This is a genomic window from Legionella qingyii, from assembly GCF_003184185.1.
Genome location: NZ_QHJG01000027.1, coordinates 1 through 22,261 on the forward strand (window position 1 = coordinate 1; position 22,261 = coordinate 22,261).

Consider the following 22,261-nt stretch of genomic DNA (forward strand, 5'->3'; position numbering starts at 1 on the left):
AATGAGGGAGTTTAGATAGACTAAATGACCGAATTAAAAACATTTTTTAACAAAGAGATTGGAGTTTTTCGTAAGTCCTGGTTTTGTTAAGAAGTTCAAAATTTAATCTTAAGTATATACTTATGGCTAAGCATTCCTTAATGTTATCCTGCCTATAATAGGTTAATTACCTAGTTTTTATAGGCTATTTACTATGCTGACTGACGCTATTTTAGATGAAACAATAGCGACTCTTTCCAGTTATAACGGAAAACACAAAAACGATCCTTTATTTGATAACTACAAAGAAGGCATAAAAAAAGCACTTGTTGATTTTATTAATCAATGTAAGAGGTTACCACTTGCACAGCAATTGAATTATATTGCCAAAGAAATGAAAGAAAAAACAGGCAGTATGTCTGCCAAAATTGACAAGGTTAGTGGTGGAAAGCGTAGTTGGACTTTAGTTTTTGCTATAACAGCATTAGCAATCGAACGAAAACAAAATTTACCTAAAGATCATCCTGAAATTGCCTTTATAGATATGCTCTTATCTGGTTTAAGTAATGGTTGGGTCAATGCATTTAATTGGGTGGGAATAACAGGATTAAGACTGAATCAAGAAGCAATTAATAAAGTAATAGATGGAATGAAAGGCTGGATTCAAAAATACGATATCAATCAAGGGGAACAAACGAGCCATGATATCTTATTGGCACTGTACACTTCCCTATCTTCATTTGAGGAAAAATTAACAACTTTATACCTGACACCTAAAAAATATAAAGATGAAATGGGAGCCATAAAAGCCCTGTTGACTGATAAATTTAATGAATTAAAAAACAAATTGGAAAATAAAAATAGACCTTCAGTTCAATTAGTTGATCCATTAGAAAAACTGGCTCCTAAAGAAGATATTTCATATCAACGCTTTAAAGATCAATTAAATCACTTAAAAATGCAACAAGCGCAAATTCTGCAAAATATAAATACCTTTCCTCAAGAACAATTTAATCGAATAACTCAATTACAACAATTATTAAATGAGCAACCTTCAGTAAGCAGCGAAGACCTAATGAGTCAATTTTGGAGCCAGTATGATACTCAAAAAAAATTCAATCAACTTCTGATCGATCTTGATATACCAGAAAATGAAAGATCGGGATGGAACGAATATTTTAAATACCAACATGGCTCTTATCAGGAACAAGCAATCTCATTGTTGTGGACAGGACGTTGGGGCCTTCCTCAATTTATCGGAGGCATCCCAAGTAAGACGATTTCTTTAGAGATATTGAGGAGTAAAAATGATACGGCCTTAAAACCTCTGCAAATAATTCAGACTCAAATTGAACGACACAAATTAATTCCGGATGAAGAAAAGCCTTATCACCTCATTATTAGCATAGAAGATGAGTTAAATAACTTAGCAGAATTAAAAAAGGTTAAAAGGGATTTATTAGAAGAGGTTGTCGATGTTATAAGCCATAAAACAACAAATGCATTGGCAAAGATAAATAGTGATATTGAGGAATTGATTAATAATTTGGAAAAGCAAAAGAAAATGATTCAATCGCTTAAAAGCATCCATGAAAAAATAGAACGATTGAAGAAGCATGTAGATTGTACAAGCTTGGAAGACTCTTTTAGATTATTCCTTGATGAGGCAAGCAATAAAATAAGGCACACAGTTCTTCCTTTACCTTCTGACTTATCAATAGCAAAAAAAATTGCCGCTTTGGACTTCTCTATAGCTAGAGCTCAGGAGAATGTTCAAGGACTTCAATTAAGCATCAACTATATGGTCAAAGAATGTAAGAGTCAAAAATCGAGTGTAATTGTATTGGTGTCAGATTTTATCCATACCAAAGAAAATACCCTGGGACATGCATTCCTATCCTTTTTCTCATCTTCGTATAAAAGTATGTTTAAAGAATTAAAAGAAGCTCTAAATGAGGAATCAATTGAAGATCGTTTAAATAAAATCAAAGCAATATTAGGCATTAGCAATGAACTACGACAAGAAAAAGAAATTGCCAGTCAATTTCAGAAACTAAAAGAAGAAGCACAAGAAGTTCTAAGTAAAAAAGGCATTGAAGAAATGCCAATACTAATAGAACCTAATTAATTGCTTTTATTAACCAATAAATCCAAAATGAAAAATCCAGCTCCGATACAAATCGCACTATCTGCTATGTTAAAAGTAGCAAAATGGTGGTGTTTATAATAGACATCTATAAAATCAATTACATAACCGTGATATGCTCTATCGAACAGATTACCTATAGCACCACCTAAAATAAGGCTTATCCCTGCCAAAAGTAACTTAGCATGGCTCGCAGTACGATACAGCCAGATAGCAAGTATACTACTCACTATTAAGCTAAAGACGGCAAAAAACCACCGATGCCAATCTCCGGCACCGCTTAAAAAACTAAAAGCAGCGCCAGAATTATAAGCCAAAGTAAGATTAAACATTGGAAAAACAGGTAATGGTTTATAGGGAGTTAAAAAAGCACTCACCAAGTATTTACTTGCTTGATCACAAATAATTACTACAAGACTTAATATAAACCATGGCCATTTTTTCATATAAATTGCCTCATTTCCTCTTGGCCACTGATATTGCCAACACAACGTAAACAGAGCTCGGGATGTTGAACATCTTGTCCCACATCGGGTCGTCTATGCCAACAACGAGCACACTTTTCATGCTTACTTGCTGAAACAGCAATCGAAACACCATATGTCGTAGCAGACAAGCCAGCAGGGGCTGAACTCATGGGATGAACTGCTGCTCCTGATGTAATTAATAAAAAGCGCAATTCCTCGCCCAAACGAGTCAATTTAGGTAATACTTTGTCGTCAGCATATAAAGTTACCTCTGCAGCCAAAGCAGAACCGATTTCTCCTTTTTGACGTGTTTCCTCCAACGCCTTATTCACTTCATCACGGATTAAATGCAATTCATCCCAATCCATCATGTTCACATCATCAATTTGAGGCCACGCATCATACCAAAGTTCAGTAAAGACTGATTCCTGGTTATATCCAGGTATATAGCGCCCTATCTCCTCAGCCGTAAAGGATAATATGGGAGCTAACCAAAGAGAGAATGCCCTAATAATGTGGTACATCGCAGTTTGACAAGAACGACGGGCCTTGCTTTCTTTTGCTGTGGTATATTGTCTGTCCTTAATCAAATCAAGATAAAAACTTCCCATATCTACTGCACAGAAATTATGAATCTTCTGGTAAATAATATGAAATTGATAGCTTTCATAGGCTTCTATAATTTCTTTTTGTAAGAGTTGACTGCGCTTTAATGCCCATTTATCCAACTCCAAAAGATCTTTGTCTTGGACACAATCAATTGCCGGATCAAAATCGAATAAATTAGCTAACAAAAAGCGGGCTGTATTACGAATTCTGCGGTAAGCATCTGCATTTCTCTTAATAATTTCATCCGAAATGCTCACTTCATGTCGGTAATCAGTAGAGGCTACCCATAAACGTAAAATATCAGCACCGTGTTGATTAACCAATTGATCTAAAGCAACATAATTTCCTTTGGATTTAGAAAGTTTCTTACCTTCAGCATCCACCGTATATCCATGAGTCAATACGGTTTTATAAGGAGCAACACCATACATGGCCACGGAAGTAGTTAACGAGGAGTTAAACCAACCGCGATGCTGATCTGAGCCCTCGAAATAAATATCTGCAGGAAAAGCCAAAGCATTATTTTGTTGTAAAACACAGAAATGAGTTACTCCTGAGTCAAACCACACGTCCATGGTATCATTAATTTTCTCATAAAACTCAGCATCATCCCCTAGCAACTCTTTTACATCCATTTCGAACCAGGCATCGATCCCCGATTTCTCAATAAGTAAAGCGACCTTTTCAATCAGCTCAAGTGTATTAGGATGCAATTCACGCGTCGCGCTATGTACAAACAAAGGCATAGGAGTGCCCCAGGCTCTTTGTCTTGATATGCACCAGTCGGGTCTATTTTCAACCATATTGCTAATACGAGCCTTGCCCCAATCAGGAACCCAAGTTACTTTATCAATTTCTTTGACAATATGTTCCCTTAACTGGCTTTTATCCATAGAGATAAACCATTGAGGCGTAGCCAAAAAAATCATCGGTGATTTATGCCGCCAGCAATGAGGATAACTATGTCTAATATTTTCTTTAGCTAAAAGGACTCCTTTTTCAGCTAAAACACCTAAGATGGTCTCATTAGCCTTCAATACAGAAAGTCCAGCAAAAAGTTCAACATCATCAGCAAAACAACCATTTCCTTTAACTGGATTAATCAAAGGTAAATTATACGCTTTACCAACCAGATAATCATCTGGACCATGAGCGGGCGCAGTATGTACACTTCCTGTACCCGACTCGGTAGTGACATGCTCACCTAATACCACTGGTACAAAACGATTATAAAAAGGATGTTTCAATTTTAAATGTTCAAATTGCTTTCCTTTCGCCGAGCCACGTATTGTATATTGACTCATCCCATAACGAGCCATCGCAGATTCAACCAAATCAGTAGCGAGTATCCAATATGCATCACCAGTATCGACCAAGGAATAATCAATCGCAGGATGCAAACATACCGCTTCATTAGCAGGTAAAGTCCATGGAGTAGTTGTCCAAATAGGAAGACCTAGGGGCTTTATTTCTGCATTTACTTGAAACAAATGAATAAATTCTTCAGGATTTACTGCAAAAAAAGCGACATCAATCGATGGAGAGGTTTTCTCATCATAGTCAACTTCTGCTTCAGCTAAAGCAGAACCACAATCAATACACCAATGTACTGGTTTAAAACCTTGTTGTAAATGACCATTTTTAATCATCAGCCCCAATGCGCGCACGATATTGGCTTCATAACGGAAATCCATAGTGACATAAGGATTGAACCAATCACCAAAAACTCCAAGCCTTTGAAATTCTTCTCGCTGAATGTCAATTTGGCTGGCAGCATACTCACGGCATTTAGCACGAAACTCTCGAGCGGATACCTTGTCACCAACTCGGCCTATTTTTTTCTCTACATTAAGTTCAATGGGTAACCCGTGACAATCCCATCCAGGAACAAATGGCGCGTCATATCCACTAAGTGATTTTGATTTAACAATAATGTCTTTAAGAATCTTATTTAACGCATGTCCGCAGTGCAAATGACCATTCGCATAAGGTGGACCATCATGCAGAATGAAACGCTTACATCCAGCACGGGCTTTACGAATTTTTTCATATACCTTTTTTGCTTGCCAATCAGCCAAAACCTCAGGTTCTCGGGTAGCCAGGCTTGCCTTCATCGGAAATGAAGTATTAGGAAGGTTTAATGTATCTTTATATTCTGCCATAAGAGTTCGCTCTGCAAAATCGTTAAACTTTTGGTGACTTCTCACCCCGTATCAGGATATAGCTCGCATCGGGTGCATCTTAGTATGAAAAACATTTTGGAAAAACGCGCATTATCCCTGCCCTTCCAAAATGATTTTCATTCAACCGGCACTCAAATCTACACCTAGCTTTGATATAGAGGTAATTTCATTACAATTCTTGAGGAATTCTTTCGCCACCGCAATATCATCATAAATCTGTGCAATTAAAGCATCCACCGAAGTGAATTTAACCTCATCACGCAATTTGTGCAAGAAAAACACCTGCAATAATTCGCCATATATTGACTGATTAAAATCGAATAGATGAACTTCCAAAATATTTTTGCTGCCATCTACTGTAGGACGGCGTCCAACATTAGCGACACCATAAACCATTTTGGAGGCAATTCGGACCTGAACTGCAAATACTCCTTGTAGCGGTAACGAGTACCGATGAAGAGCCAGATTTGCTGTAGGAATTCCCCACTGACGTCCGCGTCCATCTCCATGTAATACACGCCCGCAAATACTATAAGGCCTACCCAGATATTTGGTAGCTATGCTCAACTCGCCATCCTGTAAAGCTGTTCTAATTCGTGTTGAACTGATTCGATTTTCGTTGATACAAAAATTTGAATAAATATTCACATCGCAAGCATATTCAGAACTGAGTTCCTTCAACAAGCTCACATCGCCTTCTCTATTTTTGCCAAAACGAAAATCCTCACCTATGAGTAGATACTTCACATTGAGTGTAGAAAACAAATAAGTACGTGCAAAATCTGCCGCTGATGTTTGCGCTAATCCACTATTAAATTTTAGACAGTATATATAATCAATCTGGCATGAGCGTAACGCATTTAATTTTTCTCTTAAACTGGAGAGTCTTGCAGGTGCTTTCTCCTGTTGGAAATATTCTCTGGGCTGTGGCTCAAATAGAATAAGGACTAAAGGCAACTTTAATTCATTTGCTTTAGCTCTTAAAGTCCTAATAAGATTTTGATGACCTAAATGCACACCATCAAAATTTCCAATAGTAGCTACCACACCTTTATCAAAAGCAGAAAAATGTTGAATCCCGCGCAACAATTTCATAATAATTCAATCGTGTAACTCGAAACCTAGTAGTATACTTGTTTTCTGCCCAGTTGAGAAATAATAAGAAGATTGAAAATAAATTATTAGGCGTCGTTCCAGCTCCAGGAGCAAGCAAAAGCAAAAATTAGGTTTTAAAAGATTCCTATATTCTCTGAATTTCGCTTCGTTGCCCCGAGATACATTTTATGATTTTTCTGGATGAGCAGAGCGGACAATCAAAACATCACATTGAGCTCCGTGCAAAATAGAGTTTGCTGTTGAGCCTAATAATAATGAAAGACCGTGCTTTCCATGACTTCCTGTAACAATCAAATCGATATGTCGCTCTTGTGCAATTCTTAAAATTTCATTTTTGGTGGAACCAAATTCAATAAATCGGTGTTTTGCATCCACTCCTAACTTTTGGCCTAAATCATTGAGTTCTTTTTCGGCTTGCTCTCGAATAGATAATTCAACCTCAGCAAATCCGGCAAAACCAGGATATGCATATGCAGGAATGGGCTCTACGACATGAACTAATATCAAATCAGCGCCATTCTCATCAGCAATTTTTTTTGCCTTATGCGCTGCTATAATACCAACTTCGTCAAAGTCAGTAGCAAACAATACCCTCTTATACATCATTTTCTCCTTAAAATTCCGATGCCTACTTATAGACTAGCAGATTTAAAATTAATTGCATTACAAATAGAACATGTTTCTTATCAAAAAGATAAGTATTATAAATTTCCCATTCTTTGTAATTTTATCTTGATTCAGATGCGTCTTGCTTTGATAAGTTAGATGAATTCTTTGCAAATTTAGGCCTTTCTTAATAAAACCTTAATGTTTTTACAATAAACTCTTAGGGCATATTTTAGTCAAATAAATCCAACGATTAGGAGTTTTCAATGCCTAAGGCTTTTACCCATTTATGCAAAAAAGTTAATCTTAGTTTATATAACGATACCTTGACTGTTTATCCCAAACCAAGCCTACAACAAAGTAGCCTACCTCCTGTAAAAGATGAATTAAGCTTACTTTTTCTTCTATTGTTCTCTAAAATGAATTGCGTTAGTGCTGAAGTCAATAATTTTTTTATGCATCGCTCAAACGAGTTGGGTGTTTATCGCTTTGTACATCGCGATGATGCTGATCATTATTTATATCATCAAGACGATTTTGAAATGGAGGATGATCATTATCATGCTCAATTTGCAATAGCCATTAATGAGGGTAAATTAGATAGCATTTTAGATGTATTGCAGAAATATTCGATTATTTCTGAAGAGGAACATAAAAGCTTTGTCAAAGCATATCATGAAGCGAATGCTATTCCTAAAGAAGATCTTGCAACAAAGCAAACGTCGGTTGTTACTCCTGCAGCTAAGCAGAAAGAAGACAAACCTACTTTCGGGGGGTTCAAACGAGGATTTTTCCTTTCAAATAAAGAACCATCTAAGGAGTTTGATTATCCTGATAAACCATCCATGAATACACTTTGAAATCCAGCTCTCTTGACTATTCTTAAAATTCAGCGTGCCTCACTTCAGGCACGTTCCTTCATTACCTCAGATGCCAACATCAATCCAGATTTTTCTCTCTTAATCTAATATGCTCTTCAGCTTTAGCAATTGCTTTCCGAATAGCATTAGCCTCTTCTGATTGTTCTGGTGCCAGTTTTAATAAGCGTTGCCAATAACTTATGGCATCCTCATAAGCATGACTCACAAAAGCATCCATCGCAAGCATGGCTAATGCATCTGGCTGATTGGGATTATTTTTTAATAATTGACTAAAAATCTCGGTAATTTGTTGGGTAAATTGCTGATTATTCAGAACCCACAAGCTATGTGCATAATTGATGGCGAATTGTTCATCATCTGGATTAAATTGATATGCTTTCGCAAAAGCATCTACAGCATTTTGCTGTTTATTTTGGCTAGTATATAAGCGTCCCAAAAGATACCATCCTTTAGCACTTTTTGGAGTGTCATCCAATTTTGCGCGTAATTTATCGATTAATTCTTGCGGACTTTTTACGGATTCTAACATTTTTTTAGCTTGTTCCTGAGAATTCAGTTGATGAACGTGCTCTTGCCATCCACCAAAACCACCCCAATAAAAATATCCAGCAAATGCGAGTAAAAATATAGACGGGACCAGCAGCAAACCCGCTATAAAATGACGCCTGAATGGGTAAATTATGAACATACAGGCCAGTCCTGTTAGACCTGCTAATAATCCCAATAACCACCATTCATTCATAAGAAACTCACTAATTTTAAATAATACCTGGGTTCGAGAACCCTCTCCATGACTCACTAACCTAGTTCAAGTGAAGTATGCTTCTTCTCTCGAGTTCTAAAACAAGTTCGCCAGAAAATAACAAATCCTAGTAATAAAAATAAAAGAGGTCCAAACCACAGTAAAAAAGTCACCGCCTTAACTGGTGGTTTGAATAGAATAAAATCGCCATAACGAGCAGTTAGATAATCACTTATTTCATTATCACTCTTACCCTCTTTAACCATTCGATATACTTGAGCACGCAAGTCTTTGGCTAACTCAGCATTAGAATCCGCCAAATCTTGATTTTGACAAACAAGGCACCGCAAATCTTTGAGTAAATGGTTAAACTGAGCTTCTTTTTGAGCTGAATCCAAAGGATAAATGCTGCTTGCCCAAACTGATGAACATAAAAAAAGTAAAAATCCAAACAAGATGAGGTCTATTCTCATGAAGTCTGCTCCAACTGCTTTATCAAGGGTAAAACCTCTTTTAACCATACCTCTTGAGTCATAACTCCCACATGTCGATAACGAATTATTCCTTGTTTATCAACAACAAAAGTCTCTGGTGCTCCATAAACTCCTAAATCAATCGCAACCCTTCCATCTTGGTCCTGGATAACGAGTTTATAGGGATTCCCCCATTGCTCTAACCATCGGAGTGCATCAGTTGCTTTGTCTTTATAATTTAACCCATAAATTGGTATTCCTTCGCGTGCCAGTTGCAACATAAAAACTTGCTCATCAATACATGCCGAACACCAACTGGCCCAAACATTTAACAAAATCACCTGATCGCGTAATTGATTGGAATTAATAAGGGAACCCGGAGCCTGCAATTGAGGTAGACTAAACTGAGGCAATGGCTTTCCCAGCTGAACAGAAGGTAACTCATGTGGATTTAGAGATAAACCACGCCAAAGAAAAACACAAAGCAGCAAAAAAAGAGTAATTGGAATAACCTTCCATCCTATTTTTTTCATGCTTTTAACTCCTGAACACCAACTGCTACCGACTGTCTTTTTCGATAATATCGTCTGTCAGTCAATGCAAAAAAACCACCAGCTAAAATCATAAATCCACCCGCCCAAATCCAGCGAATTAAAGGTTTATAATAGAGCCTTACCGACCATGAATTATTAGTTAATGGTTCACCGAGGGCAATGTAAATATCTCTAAAAGGTGTCACATCAATTGCCGATTCCGTCATGGGCATTTGACCTATTGTATACAACCTTTTCTCAGGGTAAATCATCTTCGTCTTACCTTGATAATTTATTTTAAATTGCGCTTTGGTTCCCTTATAGTTGGGGCCAGATAATGGTTCTTGCTGCATAAACTCGATAGAGTAACCTTGCAGAGTAACTTTTTTTCCAGGCTCCATTTGCACATCATCTTGTACACCATAAGCTGTAGACACCGCAATGCCAATTACCGTAGTTGCCACACCTAAATGTGCCAGAATCATTCCCCAATAAGCCTGCCCTACCTGGAATAAACCACGCTCGTAAATCCGTCTGTAAGCCGCCTGAGTCGTACTTAAAATCACCCAGAATGCCAGGATCAAGCCCATAAAGGCAGTAATGTCAAATTCTCTCGAAGCAGTAAGCAACAAAATGAAAGGAAATAAAAAACTGAGAAATGCCATTTTCCAAAGTTTCTTTAACACATCTTGCCAACGATCACTATTCCATCTTAAATGAATACCAATTCCCATCAATAACAGCAAAGGAACCATCAACGGAACAAATACCGCATTAAAATAGGGAGCACCTACAGATAATTTACCTAGCCCCAACCCTTCAACAAGCAACGGATACACTGTTCCCATTAAAACAGTAAGCATAATTACCACTAAGAAAACATTATTTAATAACAACGCACTTTCTCGGGAAAAAGGACTTGGGTTGCTGCCTGAATGCAAGCTTTGTGCCCTAAAAAGAAATAATAATAAAGAACCGCCAATAACAAATAGTAAAAATCCCAATATGTATAATCCACGTTGCGGATCTACGGCAAATGCATGAACCGAGGTGAGAACACCGGAACGTACAAGAAAAGTACCAATTAAGCTTAAAGAAAAAGCGGCAATGGCCAACAACATCGTCCACGCTTTAAATTGTTGGCGTTGCTCAGTCACTGCCAAAGAATGCAATAAAGCAGTTCCTACCAGCCAAGGCATAAAAGAAGCGTTTTCGACTGGATCCCAAAACCACCATCCTCCCCAACCTAACTCTCGATAGGCCCACCAACTTCCTAAAGTAATCCCAGCAGTTAAACAACACCAGGCAGCTAAGGTCCATGGTCTAGTCCATTTGGACCAACTGGTTTCTACCTTGCCGGCCCAAAGTGCCGCTATAGCAAAAGCAAAAGCCACAGAAAAACCAACATACCCCATATACAACATAGGCGGATGAAATAGAAACCCTGGATCTTGTAATAATGGATTCAAATCACGACCTTGAGTATTTAAAAATTGAAATTGGCGTAAAAAAGGATTGGAGGTAGTCAGTAAAAACAGAATAAAACCTATACTTAACCAGCCAAGAACAACTAAAACGCGCGTACGCATAGCCTTATCGAGACCCGTACTGCAAAAAGCTACAAGCAACATCCAAAAACTAAGAATACAGACCCATAACAACATAGAACCTTCATGTCCGCCCCATACTGCACAGAGTTTGTAAAACCAAGGTAAGGAAATACTCGAGTTACTTACTACATAAATAACTGAAAAATCATTCTTTAAAAAGCAAAGGGTCAGGAAAAAATAAGACAAGGCCATAAAGAAAAACTGGCAGACCACATAGGTACCTGCAGCATCCATCCAATTACTGCGCTTTAGTTGCAACCCTACAAGAGGAACAAAGGCAAGCATTATGGACGAAAGCAAAGCCAAAATTAAAGAAAAAACCCCTAATTCTGCAATCATGAGTGTACCTTTTTGGATAAAGCGGCTTTCACTTCCGGCGGCATATAATTTGCATCATGTTTCGCCAATACTTGTGAGGCACGAAAATGTTGATTATCAAGCAGCTGCCCTTCAGCAACTACACCCTGCCCCTCTCGAAACAAATCAGGAAGAATCCCCTTATAAGTTACGGTAATCGTCTTATCAAAATCAGTTATTTTAAAGGTGACATTCAAACTTTCTTTCGAACGGACAATGGAACCGCTCTTAACCATTCCCCCCACACGAATATTATGCTGTCGTGGCGCTTCACCAGTTACAACTTGGGTTGGAGTATAAAACAAGCTAATATTTTGTCTTAGAGCATATAAAACCAACGCTGCAGCAATGGATAAAATAGACAGGGTAAATACTAGAATCATTATCTTGCGTTTGCGTGCTGGAGTCATCTTTATCGCTTAAACCATTGTTGTAATTTTTGGCGTGTTTGCTTTCCTTTCCATTTCATACCTAATAAATTCATTACTAAAACAACACAAACCAAACCATAAGCTGGCCACACATAAATGGAATATCCTCCCATCGCCAACCATTCTAAAAACTGATTCATTTAACTTCCCCTTCAAATTGAATCTTGACCCAAGATTGTCTTTTTTCCCTAAGCAATAGTTCCTGGCGTGCTTTCCCTAAAATAATCCACAAACAATATAAAATAAATCCCGCTATGGTCAACAATAAGGGGTATAACATGCTGCCATCAATTTTGGGTTTGGCAAAAACCGACAAAGTGGATCCTTGATGTAAGGTATTCCACCAATAAACTGAATAATGAATAATTGGTAAATCAAGTATTCCAACTAAAGTTAAGATGGCAATGATTTTATCTCCATCTTCTTTGCTTTTTATAGCATAGTGAGTCGCTAAAATCGCCGCATAAAGCAATAAAAGGATTAATTCAGATGTTAAACGAGCATCCCAAACCCACCACGCCCCCCACATGGGCTTTCCCCAGATACTTCCAGTTACCAGCGCAAGAAAAGCCATACTAAGACCCATTTGAGCCACAATATTAATCAAAAGACCTGCTATCTTAATACGCCAAACCAAAAGCAATACCGCTAAAAACCCCATCCAAGCATAGAGCATCATCGATAAAAACGCACTGGGGACATGCACATAGATAATACGGAATGCATCGCCTTGTTGATAATCAGGCGGAGTAAATGCCAGTCCCCAAACGATACCAACAAATAACGTAACCAAAGCACCTACTGCCAAAGTTGGAATAAGGCGTCCAGCAAAATTATAAAATAACTTAGGCGATGCCAGTTGGTATAATAATTTCCACATAGGAATAATTGAAATCAAAAAAAGCGGATTTTATCACGTATCCACTTATTCGCAAAATCCATAATCAAGACAGTTTGGCCAAAATAGTAAAAAGGGAATCAGCTCCTATTCAACATGACTGATGCGCATCACTCCAGCAATTGCATAAGGTAAAAATCCCACAGCAACTACCGATATTGCTGATAACAAGGCCAGATAAGCGCTAACTGGTAAACCTTGCATGGCAATATTTAAAGTTCCACTTCCAAAAATAAGTAAAGGTAAGGTTAATGGTAATAAAATCAAAGCCATCAAAAGACCTTTTTGGTTGACTCCGACACCAAACGCAGCAGCCAAGGCACAAAGAAAAAGTAAAGCGGGAGTTCCGCAAATAATAGTAAGCGCAAGTACTTCTGTCTCCCATAAACTTAATGAAAACAATAAAGCAATTAAGGGGCATAAAATGAGTAACGGCAGTAAATTAAATAACCAGTGCGCAATTACTTTTGCACTAACTAGCAATGGTAATGACTGACCAGAAACAATCCATTGTTCAATTACCCCATGCTCATAATCTTGTTGAAATAAGCGCTCTGCTGAGAGCAATAAAGACAAGAGTATCGCCATCCACACCAATCCAGGAGCTATAGTTCTAAGCAAAATGATCTCTGGCTTTACTGTAAGAGGAAACATAAAAAGGAACATTAAAAAAAACAAACAGGAGTTGACTAAAAAACGAATTTGACGCACCTGAATAAGCAACTCGCGTTTGCATTGTTTGGTAAATAAAGCAAATGATGAAATCACAAACAATACTCCTCATAATCAGAGGAGTTGAGTGGCAATTGCTGGTGCGACGTCAATAATACAGCCCCACCCTGCTTTCGATGAGCTGCTATTTTATCCATAATCTGTGTAATGGCCTTATCATCTAACGCCACTAAAGGCTCGTCAAGCAACCATAATTTAACATCAGAGAACCACAAGCGTAGTAAACCAGCTTGCCTGCGCTGTCCTGTAGATAATAGGCCGCAGGGGATATCTAGATGATGTTCAAGTTTAAAAATCGAAGCGAATTCTTTTAGCTTACTCAATTCATCGTTCTTGATGGTACGTGAACATGAAGAAGTATAATGAAGATCAAAAACACAATTTTCTTTTAACGTTAAATTAGGATTAATCCCTGATTTGTGACCAACAAAACATAGATGGCGTTGATAAGTTGCTCGGTCCTGGTCTATATTTCGCCCTAGAAATTGAATTTCACCCTGATGCGGATGATATAAACCGGCGATTAATTTCAATAAAGTCGTCTTGCCTGCACCATTTCTCCCACGTAAATGAATTAATCCCCCTGACGGCAAATGAAAAGCCACCTTATTTAATAAAGGCTTATCTTGATAATCAAAATCAAGGTTAATCACATCAAGCATAGGTCAATAATACACTGTGGGTTGGTGCCAACGCCTGGATGAGGCATAGCGAAAACTTTGAACCATTTCAACTTTATAATATCCAGTTCAGCCGCACTTCTCTACCATTAAGTCATTAAATCAAGTACTTTTGTCATTCCCACAAAGGTGGAAATCTATTTCTACATGAAGCGCTAAGCCACTCTAAAAAATAGATCTCCGCCTTCGCGGAGATGACATAGACTATATTTCTAACAAGTTCACTTAATAGCAGTGCCGCTACCCTACTCGGGCTATACTCTAATAAAAGAATAGTACTTGAACTAAAAAACAAAACAAGTGTTATTTCATTTCCAAGGTTTTTTCAAATTCCAGATCGCTTCTTCGTTCTGCGACCATCTCTCTAAAAGCTTTTACAGAAGAGGTATCGCATTGCACAAAAAAGCTCAAAACCCAGGTTGTAAGTCCTTGACTTGCAGCAAGCACCTTATACTCAGGCGATTTTTCTAACTTTGTTATTACTTCCTCAAGATTCTGCGCAGTAGCGTTTTCAAGTTGTTTTTTAAAATTCAACAGAATTTGGCTTTTTAATAAATCACCAGTAAATTTTTTATAATCACCATCTAATTTGTGACTCTTTGCATTGAAAAGATGGAATCTATTTTCTGATGCATTTTTTACTTGAGCTTCATAATGAGTACTGACTATGTAGAATTGTGGTTTGATAAGAATTGAAGCATTAGTGATCAGATCAGAACAAATTTCATTTTGTTTCTCGATTATTTTTATGGAACTTAAATCATTATTATCGAACATTGGAAATAGATTGGGACCAATCATTCGACTCAAATTATCAGATGTCATCTTGGTTTTTTCATCATTGGCAACATTGTTTAACATTCTTAACAAGCAAAAGGCTATTTTTTGATTAATTTCTGAGCGTTGTTCCAAGATGTGTTTTATTTTTTCTAGATAATTTTCATTGTTCTGTTTCGCTTTGATTAAAGTGCCTAATTCAATAGCTGTAAACAAGAGCTCGTTATTGGCTTGTAATGTGCCCAAAATTGCTTTTAGTACTTGTGCACATTGCAGAATTGTCATTTCAGTGAAATCAATCCTTCCTTGTTCAATTTCAGCAACTAGGGCTTTACGCCTTGGTTCTGAAAATGCAGATATACGAAAAACACCTTCTTTCTCAACATCCTTCTTTAATTTATTATCTATCAGCTTGATGAGAATTAATGCTGCATACTGCAAATTCTCAATTTTCTTTTGTCTTAATCTTTCATTAGAAGGCATAATATTACATTCCCCTACAACTTATTGAATATACTTAAACTAGCTCTTGCGTACTCTCTTATTGAGAGCCATAATTTTGTTTTTATTTTTTAAAGGTTAATGATGGAATTTTTAGCTCAATACGGTATGTTTCTTTTAAAATCAGTGACTGTAGTGATTGCCTTTCTCATAATATTTGCAGGTTTTTTTTCCATGAGCCGCAAACCCAAGCCTAAACTGGAAATCACATCATTAAATGAGCATCATGATCATATCATATCCATAATGAACAAAGAAGTTCTTGGCAAAAAGCCGCCGAAAAAGAAAAAAAATAAAGAAGAACAGCCAACTCTTTATGTTCTTGATTTTCATGGGGACATTAGAGCCTCCCAGGTAGAACAACTTAGAGAGGAAATAACAGCCATACTATGCATTGCAAAATCTGGAGATGAAGTTTTAGTTCGCCTGGATAGTCCTGGTGGGGTAGTCAATAGCTATGGATTGGCTGCGTCACAGCTCCAACGTATTCGTGATAGAAATATTCCATTGACTGTGAGTATTGATAAAATGGCCGCCAGTGGCGGTTATCTAATGTCCTGTGTTGCGAATCAGATCATTGCAGCACCTTTTGCGATTATTGGCTCTATAGGTGTAGTAGCCCAAATCCCTAATTTCCATCGCTGGCTTAAAAAACACGATATTGACGTGGAATTGTTAACTGCCGGAGAGTATAAACGAACTTTAACATTGCTAGGTGAGAATACTGAAAAAGGCAAGAAAAAGGCTCAGGAAGATCTGGAAAAAATTCATGCTGCTTTTAGAAATTATGTAGCTGAACATCGCGAACAACTGGATATAGATAAAGTTTCTACAGGAGAACATTGGTTAGCCAAAGATGCCTTTGCTCTGCATCTCGTCGATAAATTATGCACAAGTGATGACTATCTGATAGAAAAAATTGCAAACTTTAAAGCATTCAAACTAACTGTGCCACCCAAAGCTACTCTAGCTAATAAATTGCTTAAACCAGCAATGAGGTTTATGCAACCCTGGGGTTAACCAATTAAATTCAGCAGTTGAATTATAAGGATGAATAATAAAAAGCTTTAATATTCAAAATACTGAATCAACAGCTGAATTTGAGATAATGGTATATAATTAATTTAGATTACATAATGGAGTGAGCTATGAGTGACTTTAAAACAAAACTGCCAGATCTCAAAGAGTTAGCTTCAATGACAAGCAAGTTATATACAGATATCAAAAAAAGTGTTGGTGAAATCGTTCAGTCCTATAAAGAAAATAGAGCCCAACAAGCAGAGGAAACGGAAAAAACAGAGCAAACAACAAATGTAGAGCCTGTTAAAGAGGCTAAGCCTAAAAAAACCGTTGAAGAAAGCGCATCTAATGAATCCACGCAACCAGTTGAACCACCAGAAGAACCGAAAACCGATGACACGAAACAGTAAGTAGTTTAACTGATTACAATGTAGCCTGGGTGAAGCGTAGCGAAACCCGGGACTTACATAATATATGTGAATTATCTGACACACCTTGCCAAATAGCTAACTCAAGAAACGCTTCAAACTCGTTCGGGACGGGTAAGACCATATTTACGCATTTTTTCTACCAAAGTGGTGCGCCTCATATTCAAATAACTTGCAGCATGTGCAACTACCCAATCTGACTCATGTAATGCTTGACTAATAAGGGCTAACTCAGTTTTTACCAAATGTTCTTTTAGGTCTATACCCTCTGTACCAGAAAGCTGCTCCTGACTCATCGCTTCTAATAAAGCTTCTCGTTCAGAACTCGATGTATCTGATTCTGTATGCGGAGGCTTATATTCACCTCGAATCTTTTGTGGTAAATCTTTTTCACTCAAAATTCCTTTGGGATACAGAATAGTTAATCGCTCGACTAAATTAGCTAACTCTCTAATATTACCTGGCCAGCTATACTGACTTAACGTAGCCATAGCATCCGGCATTAAGCGTACGCTAGGTCTGTTTTCACTTTCGATGCGAGAGATCAACTCATTAAATAATAATGGAATGTCCTCTGCTCGTTCCCTGAGAGGAGGCATTTCTATGGGAAATACGTTAAGCCTGTAAAATAAATCCTCTCTGAACTTCCCTTCTTTAATCGCTTCCTCCAAATTTCTATGAGTGGCAGCAATAATCCTTACATTCACATCAATACTTTTATTAGAACCTACTCGCTCAAAACAACGCTCTTGTAATACCCGTAATAATTTGACTTGCATGGGTAACGGCATATCACCTATCTCATCAAGAAATAAAGTACCGCCATTTGCTAATTCAAATCGTCCTTGGCGTGAGGTAATCGCGCCAGTAAATGCGCCCTTCTCATGACCAAATAATTCACTCTCAAGCAGCTCTCCGGGAATGGCACCACAGTTAATAGGAATAAAAGGCTTAGTAGCTCGTGAAGACAGAGAATGAATATTACGTGCTACAACCTCTTTACCTGTACCAGATTCCCCTAGAATTAGAACACTTGCTTCAGTATCAGATACTTGCTCTATTAATCTGCGAACATTACGAATACTGACACTATTCCCCACAAGGCTGCGTAATAAAGGATTTTTATGATTGCTGCTAATAATAGATTTGACTGCTTCCTTAGCAATTTGGCATTGATGCAAGGATTCCATTATTTGGGCATAAGTAAATGGGAACGTTTGACAAGCAACAACATTGCGTAAGAGGCATTGAGTATTATTTAATTTTTGGCCTACGAGAATAACTGGAACATTGGGAAATTTGTTTACCAAAGCATCCAGCTCATTGATTGTCTCCTGTATTGCTTCACTTGCTCCCAGAAGTATAACATTAGGCTCAATATCAGCCACTTTCCACTCGCTATACTTATTGACTTCAGTAGATTCACCAATAAAATCAAGTATGGTACGCAACGTGTTGCCACGACTTTCATTATTATCAATGATAAAAACTTTGTCATTAATACTCATAAACTTATCCTTAAGTTTTATATACTTGCATTATCATTCTTTCCTCCAAAAGCGAGGAAAGATTTCAATAACTCACTATCGATAACACACGATTAATTTAAACGCATTGCACTGATTCCCAAAGCATAACTCTTGGCTACCGATTGTTTTAGTGGCACTTACTTGGGTTTCTTTCACAAAATGCTTGGCGTGTATATATCCCATACGACTGCAAAAGGAATTTGCTGCACGTGAACCGCAACCTTGCTTTTGGTCATAGCACCAATCCACACGATAATCATTAAAGCGAGGGGCAGCAAAACTCTTTTCCCGATAATGATAAGGTTTTGGAGGGGTATGAGATAATCCAGTAGCACAAACTATGGTCATAAAACCATTACAGCGCCAGCCTTTGCAGTTTGAACTGGTTGATAGGTAATGTGTTAATCCTATATTGTAGGCAATTTCATTATCGCTCGAATAATCGTAACCTAGCATTTGGCAATAACGATCCGCTACGATTTTGCCACATTCCTTACCATCCACAGTACAATAATCCAGACGCTCCCCTAGATAAGTAGGATGCCAAAAATTTCGAAAAGCTTTATTGTGCTTTTCATTAGCATTTGAATGACTCGAAAAGGAACAAAATAAAAAAACTAAAAACATAAAGTAACGAAAATTGCTCATTAAAACAATCCTTTAGCGATTATTAAATCATGTTAGCCTATGACGCTTACTGGTACAAGAGTAACATATGGTAAATCACTATTGATTTATTAAATGTAGCACATCTAAGTCAATTCATTTTCAAATATTGGCTATTTATGATGATCAAGCTGAAGGAATTAGCTTATATAGGATTTTCACTATCAATAAATAAATGCTCTAGCTCAAACTGAGAAGCAAGATGATTACCTAAAGCCTGAATTCCATAACGTTCAGTAGCATGATGGCCACAGGAATAATAATGAATACCTAATTCTTTTGCTTGATAATAAGTTCGTTCAGATATTTCCCCGCTGATATAAGCATCCACGCCTAAACGGAATGCATCTTCGATAAAATCCTGTGCTCCCCCACTACACCAAGCAATATGTGTGATCGCTTTTTCACTACCTGCAATGAACAATGGGGTTCGTCGTAACTTTTTTGTTAAATATTCAGTAAACTCTACTTGCTTCATTGTTTGAGCTAACTTTCCTGACCACATCAGATTATCAGTACCTCCTGCCCGGTGCGTATGAACAAAGTCCACTTCAAATAATTTGGCTAAACAGGCATTATTTCCCAGATCAGTATGGCAATCCAAAGGAAGATGATATGCGAATAGATTTAATTCATTACACAATAATTTATAAATTCGTTGACGCTTCATCCCTATAACCATTGGTGCTTCACCGCGCCAAAAGTAACCATGATGAACTAACAAAGCATCTGCACCCCATGCAATTGCCTCAGTGATCGCCTCATCAGAAGCGGTCACTGCAGTACAAATTCGGCGAATTTGCTCTTTACCTTCAACTTGCATTCCATTGGGAGCATAATCACTATATCGTTCACAGCTCAATAGTTGGTGCAGGTATAAGGATAATTCCTCTTTAGTAATCACCGGTCTGAAACTCTCTTGATGTCAGCGCCTAATAAAGATAATTTTTCTTCTATACGCTCGTAACCTCTATCTACATGATAGATACGCTCAACAGTAGTTTCACCATCAGCAACTAATCCAGCCAAAATCAAACTGGCTGAAGCACGTAAATCAGTTGCCATTACGGGTGCTCCGGTTAATCGTTCAACTCCATTAATTATTGCAGTATTTCCATTAAGTTGAATCTGCGCGCCCATGCGTTGTAATTCTTGTACGTGCATAAAACGATTTTCAAATATCGTTTCAACTATAGTAGAGGAACCCTCCGCAACTGAGTTCATTGCCATAAATTGAGCTTGCATGTCTGTTGCAAAAGCAGGATACGGTGCGGTAGAAATATTTACTGCTTGTGGACGTTGGTTATGCATGTTAAGACTTACCCAATCCTCACCTATGGTTAACTCTGCGCCAGCTTCTTCAAATTTACATAATTGCGATAATAACGTATCAGGACGAACTCGTTTTACAGTAACATGTCCTCGGGTCAGAGCTCCTGCAGCCAAATAAGTTCCTGCCTCAATCCGGTCAGACATTACTGAATAGGTGCCTCCAGAAAGAGACTCAACACCTTCAATTTCGATTATTGAGGTTCCTGCACCAGAAATTTTTGCACCCATTTGAATTAGAAAATTAGCTAAATCAACCACTTCAGGCTCACGAGCAGCATTTTTGATAATTGTTGTTCCTTCAGCCAGGGTTGCTGCCATAAGTATGTTTTCAGTACCTGTAACAGTGACTGTATCAAACATTAAACGTTTGCCTTGCAAGCGACCTCGTCGACAACGAGCATTGATATAACCATTTTTCACGGTAATATCAGCGCCCATAGTTTTCAATGCTTTTAAATGCAAATCGACAGGTCTTGTTCCAATAGCACAACCTCCGGGTAAAGACACATCTGCTTTACCAAATCGAGCAAGTAAAGGCCCCAACACTAAAATCGAAGCCCGCATGGTTTTAACCAAATCATAAGGAGCAACAAACTCATTCACTTGATTGGCATCAACTTGGACATTCATTTTTTCATCAACAATTAATTGAGCGCCTAATTGACCAAGCAACTCCATCATGGTAGTGATGTCTTTCAGATGAGGAACATTGGAAATGGTGACATGATCTCTTGCAAGTAAGCTTGCTGCCATAATAGGTAAAGCAGCATTTTTTGCTCCCGAAATAACTACTTCGCCATTTAGTGCCTTACCACCATTTATTAATAATTTATCCATGTTGCATCCCCCATTCTTCTTTTGTCCACGTCTTCATGCTAATCGCATGAAGCCTGCCGGTGGTAATCAATTCTTTCAATTGCGCATAAACCCACTGCTGTCTGGCGACCTTTGTTTTATTTAAAAAAACATCACTGACTATAGTTATCTGGTATTGATAACCATCCCCCTCCACTTTGATGTAAGAAACATCATCGATGGCTTTAAATTTTTGTTCGATTTCTTCATTACTTATCATTAAAATTAGCTCACAAATTGAAATAAATACAACTTTTGACAACAAAGCTATCTGAGATGAAACAAATGCATCATCCAATATTCTGTTATTCCAAATAAAAAAGAAAACCCGGGCTCTGGCTCACACCGTCACCCAGGCTACAATTTATAATCCTAAAAAAGTAACCGCTCTTTAAAAAGTAGGCATTCCTATTAGAACAATCAAATATTACACAGCCTCCAAAATGCCCTTCACACCGCAAAACTCTACTAAAGATTGAGTTTCGGTAGGCATACCTATAATTTCAAAAAACTTATTGTTTTTTTTACATAATTTTCTAGCTTCGATAAGCAATGCTAAACCAGCACTATCACAATGCTTTACATCACTTAGATCCAAACTAAATCGGTCACTTTTATCTTCCATCAAAGCCTGATAGAGCTTGGCTCGCACGACAACTACTGACTTAAATGTCAGATCAACACCAGGTTTAAAATTAGCACTACTCACA

The 22,261-nt window shown here is 37.7% G+C and carries 24 protein-coding genes; 4 read left to right on the forward strand and 20 right to left on the reverse strand.

The features are described from left to right. Positions 1-193: 193 nt before the first annotated feature. Positions 194-2,107, forward strand: coding sequence for a hypothetical protein (locus DGG96_RS14910; RefSeq protein ID WP_110143447.1), 1,914 nt, complete (start codon positions 194-196; stop codon positions 2,105-2,107). Here the strand turns inward: DGG96_RS14910 and lspA are convergent. The 4 genes from lspA to DGG96_RS14930 all read right to left on the reverse strand — a co-directional run bounded on the left by lspA (position 2,104) and on the right by DGG96_RS14930 (position 7,103). Then, positions 2,104-2,571 carry a signal peptidase II gene (gene lspA / locus DGG96_RS14915; protein ID WP_058468294.1) on the reverse strand — a complete coding sequence of 156 codons (468 nt, stop codon included), beginning with the start codon at positions 2,569-2,571 and terminating at the stop codon, positions 2,104-2,106. The genes DGG96_RS14910 and lspA overlap by 4 nt on opposite strands. After that, positions 2,568-5,363 carry an isoleucine--tRNA ligase gene (gene ileS, locus DGG96_RS14920; RefSeq protein WP_110143448.1) on the reverse strand — a complete coding sequence of 932 codons (2,796 nt, stop codon included), beginning with the start codon at positions 5,361-5,363 and terminating at the stop codon, positions 2,568-2,570. The genes lspA and ileS overlap by 4 nt, the downstream gene beginning before the upstream one ends. Positions 5,364-5,504: 141 nt before the next feature. Next, positions 5,505-6,479, reverse strand: a complete 975-nt coding sequence (ribF, locus tag DGG96_RS14925) for a bifunctional riboflavin kinase/FAD synthetase (RefSeq protein ID WP_110143449.1) — start codon at positions 6,477-6,479, stop codon at positions 5,505-5,507. Positions 6,480-6,665: 186 nt separating this feature from the next. Beyond that, complete coding sequence (locus DGG96_RS14930) at positions 6,666-7,103, reverse strand: universal stress protein (RefSeq protein ID WP_110143450.1); 438 nt, start codon at positions 7,101-7,103, stop codon at positions 6,666-6,668. 269 nt (positions 7,104-7,372) lie between these two features. On the opposite strand from DGG96_RS14930, the gene DGG96_RS14935 reads away from it, so the two are divergent. After that, positions 7,373-7,966 carry a hypothetical protein gene (locus DGG96_RS14935; protein ID WP_110143451.1) on the forward strand — a complete coding sequence of 198 codons (594 nt, stop codon included), beginning with the start codon at positions 7,373-7,375 and terminating at the stop codon, positions 7,964-7,966. A gap of 79 nt (positions 7,967-8,045) precedes the next feature. Here DGG96_RS14935 and DGG96_RS14940 read toward each other — a convergent pair whose 3' ends face one another. From DGG96_RS14940 to DGG96_RS14985, 10 genes are all read right to left on the reverse strand, one after another. Then, positions 8,046-8,729, reverse strand: a complete 684-nt coding sequence (locus tag DGG96_RS14940; protein WP_110143502.1) for a tetratricopeptide repeat protein — start codon at positions 8,727-8,729, stop codon at positions 8,046-8,048. Positions 8,730-8,785: 56 nt separating this feature from the next. Beyond that, a complete protein-coding gene (locus DGG96_RS14945; protein WP_110143452.1) occupies positions 8,786-9,202 on the reverse strand; it encodes a cytochrome c-type biogenesis protein in 417 nt (138 codons plus the stop codon). Further along, positions 9,199-9,735, reverse strand: coding sequence for a DsbE family thiol:disulfide interchange protein (locus DGG96_RS14950; RefSeq protein WP_110143453.1), 537 nt, complete (start codon positions 9,733-9,735; stop codon positions 9,199-9,201). The genes DGG96_RS14945 and DGG96_RS14950 overlap by 4 nt, the downstream gene beginning before the upstream one ends. Further along, positions 9,732-11,684, reverse strand: coding sequence for a heme lyase CcmF/NrfE family subunit (locus tag DGG96_RS14955; RefSeq protein ID WP_110143454.1), 1,953 nt, complete (start codon positions 11,682-11,684; stop codon positions 9,732-9,734). The genes DGG96_RS14950 and DGG96_RS14955 overlap by 4 nt, the downstream gene beginning before the upstream one ends. Further along, positions 11,681-12,112: a cytochrome c maturation protein CcmE gene (gene ccmE / locus DGG96_RS14960; protein ID WP_110143455.1), complete on the reverse strand. Its 432-nt coding sequence runs from the start codon at positions 12,110-12,112 to the stop codon at positions 11,681-11,683. The genes DGG96_RS14955 and ccmE overlap by 4 nt, the downstream gene beginning before the upstream one ends. A 2-nt stretch (positions 12,113-12,114) precedes the next feature. Beyond that, positions 12,115-12,273 (reverse strand): heme exporter protein CcmD, encoded by a 159-nt coding sequence (gene ccmD / locus DGG96_RS14965; RefSeq protein ID WP_058468303.1) that lies wholly within the window; start codon positions 12,271-12,273, stop codon positions 12,115-12,117. Then, a complete protein-coding gene (gene ccmC, locus DGG96_RS14970) occupies positions 12,270-13,013 on the reverse strand; it encodes a heme ABC transporter permease CcmC (protein ID WP_199739197.1) in 744 nt (247 codons plus the stop codon). Before ccmC ends, ccmD begins: the two co-directional genes overlap by 4 nt. 105 nt (positions 13,014-13,118) lie before the next feature. Further along, on the reverse strand, positions 13,119-13,799 hold the full coding sequence (gene ccmB, locus DGG96_RS14975; protein WP_110143457.1) for a heme exporter protein CcmB: 681 nt from the start codon (positions 13,797-13,799) through the stop codon (positions 13,119-13,121). Continuing rightward, positions 13,796-14,425 carry a heme ABC exporter ATP-binding protein CcmA gene (gene ccmA, locus DGG96_RS14980; protein WP_110143458.1) on the reverse strand — a complete coding sequence of 210 codons (630 nt, stop codon included), beginning with the start codon at positions 14,423-14,425 and terminating at the stop codon, positions 13,796-13,798. Before ccmA ends, ccmB begins: the two co-directional genes overlap by 4 nt. Positions 14,426-14,746: 321 nt before the next feature. Further along, positions 14,747-15,703 (reverse strand): RhoGAP domain-containing protein, encoded by a 957-nt coding sequence (locus DGG96_RS14985; RefSeq protein ID WP_110143459.1) that lies wholly within the window; start codon positions 15,701-15,703, stop codon positions 14,747-14,749. A 102-nt stretch (positions 15,704-15,805) separates the two neighbouring features. Between DGG96_RS14985 and sohB the strand changes: the two genes are divergently transcribed. Continuing rightward, on the forward strand, positions 15,806-16,741 hold the full coding sequence (gene sohB / locus DGG96_RS14990) for a protease SohB (protein WP_165831630.1): 936 nt from the start codon (positions 15,806-15,808) through the stop codon (positions 16,739-16,741). A 128-nt stretch (positions 16,742-16,869) separates the two neighbouring features. Next, positions 16,870-17,151, forward strand: a complete 282-nt coding sequence (locus DGG96_RS14995; RefSeq protein WP_110143461.1) for a hypothetical protein — start codon at positions 16,870-16,872, stop codon at positions 17,149-17,151. Positions 17,152-17,264: 113 nt separating this feature from the next. Here the strand turns inward: DGG96_RS14995 and DGG96_RS15000 are convergent, their stop codons facing one another. From DGG96_RS15000 to DGG96_RS15025, 6 genes are all read right to left on the reverse strand, one after another. Then, on the reverse strand, positions 17,265-18,677 hold the full coding sequence (locus DGG96_RS15000) for a sigma-54 dependent transcriptional regulator (RefSeq protein WP_110143462.1): 1,413 nt from the start codon (positions 18,675-18,677) through the stop codon (positions 17,265-17,267). 75 nt (positions 18,678-18,752) lie between these two features. After that, the gene (locus DGG96_RS15005) at positions 18,753-19,346 is read right to left on the reverse strand and encodes a hypothetical protein (RefSeq protein ID WP_110143463.1); all 594 of its coding nucleotides are present in this window, start codon (positions 19,344-19,346) and stop codon (positions 18,753-18,755) included. Positions 19,347-19,509: 163 nt separating this feature from the next. Further along, positions 19,510-20,268, reverse strand: coding sequence for a Nif3-like dinuclear metal center hexameric protein (locus DGG96_RS15010; protein ID WP_110143464.1), 759 nt, complete (start codon positions 20,266-20,268; stop codon positions 19,510-19,512). Beyond that, a complete protein-coding gene (gene murA, locus DGG96_RS15015) occupies positions 20,265-21,533 on the reverse strand; it encodes a UDP-N-acetylglucosamine 1-carboxyvinyltransferase (RefSeq protein ID WP_110143465.1) in 1,269 nt (422 codons plus the stop codon). The genes DGG96_RS15010 and murA overlap by 4 nt, the downstream gene beginning before the upstream one ends. Further along, positions 21,526-21,771, reverse strand: a complete 246-nt coding sequence (locus tag DGG96_RS15020) for a BolA family protein (RefSeq protein WP_110143503.1) — start codon at positions 21,769-21,771, stop codon at positions 21,526-21,528. Before DGG96_RS15020 ends, murA begins: the two co-directional genes overlap by 8 nt. Before the next feature lie 207 nt (positions 21,772-21,978). Continuing rightward, positions 21,979-22,260 carry an STAS domain-containing protein gene (locus tag DGG96_RS15025; protein ID WP_110143466.1) on the reverse strand — a complete coding sequence of 94 codons (282 nt, stop codon included), beginning with the start codon at positions 22,258-22,260 and terminating at the stop codon, positions 21,979-21,981. Between the last annotated feature and the right edge of the window lies 1 nt (position 22,261).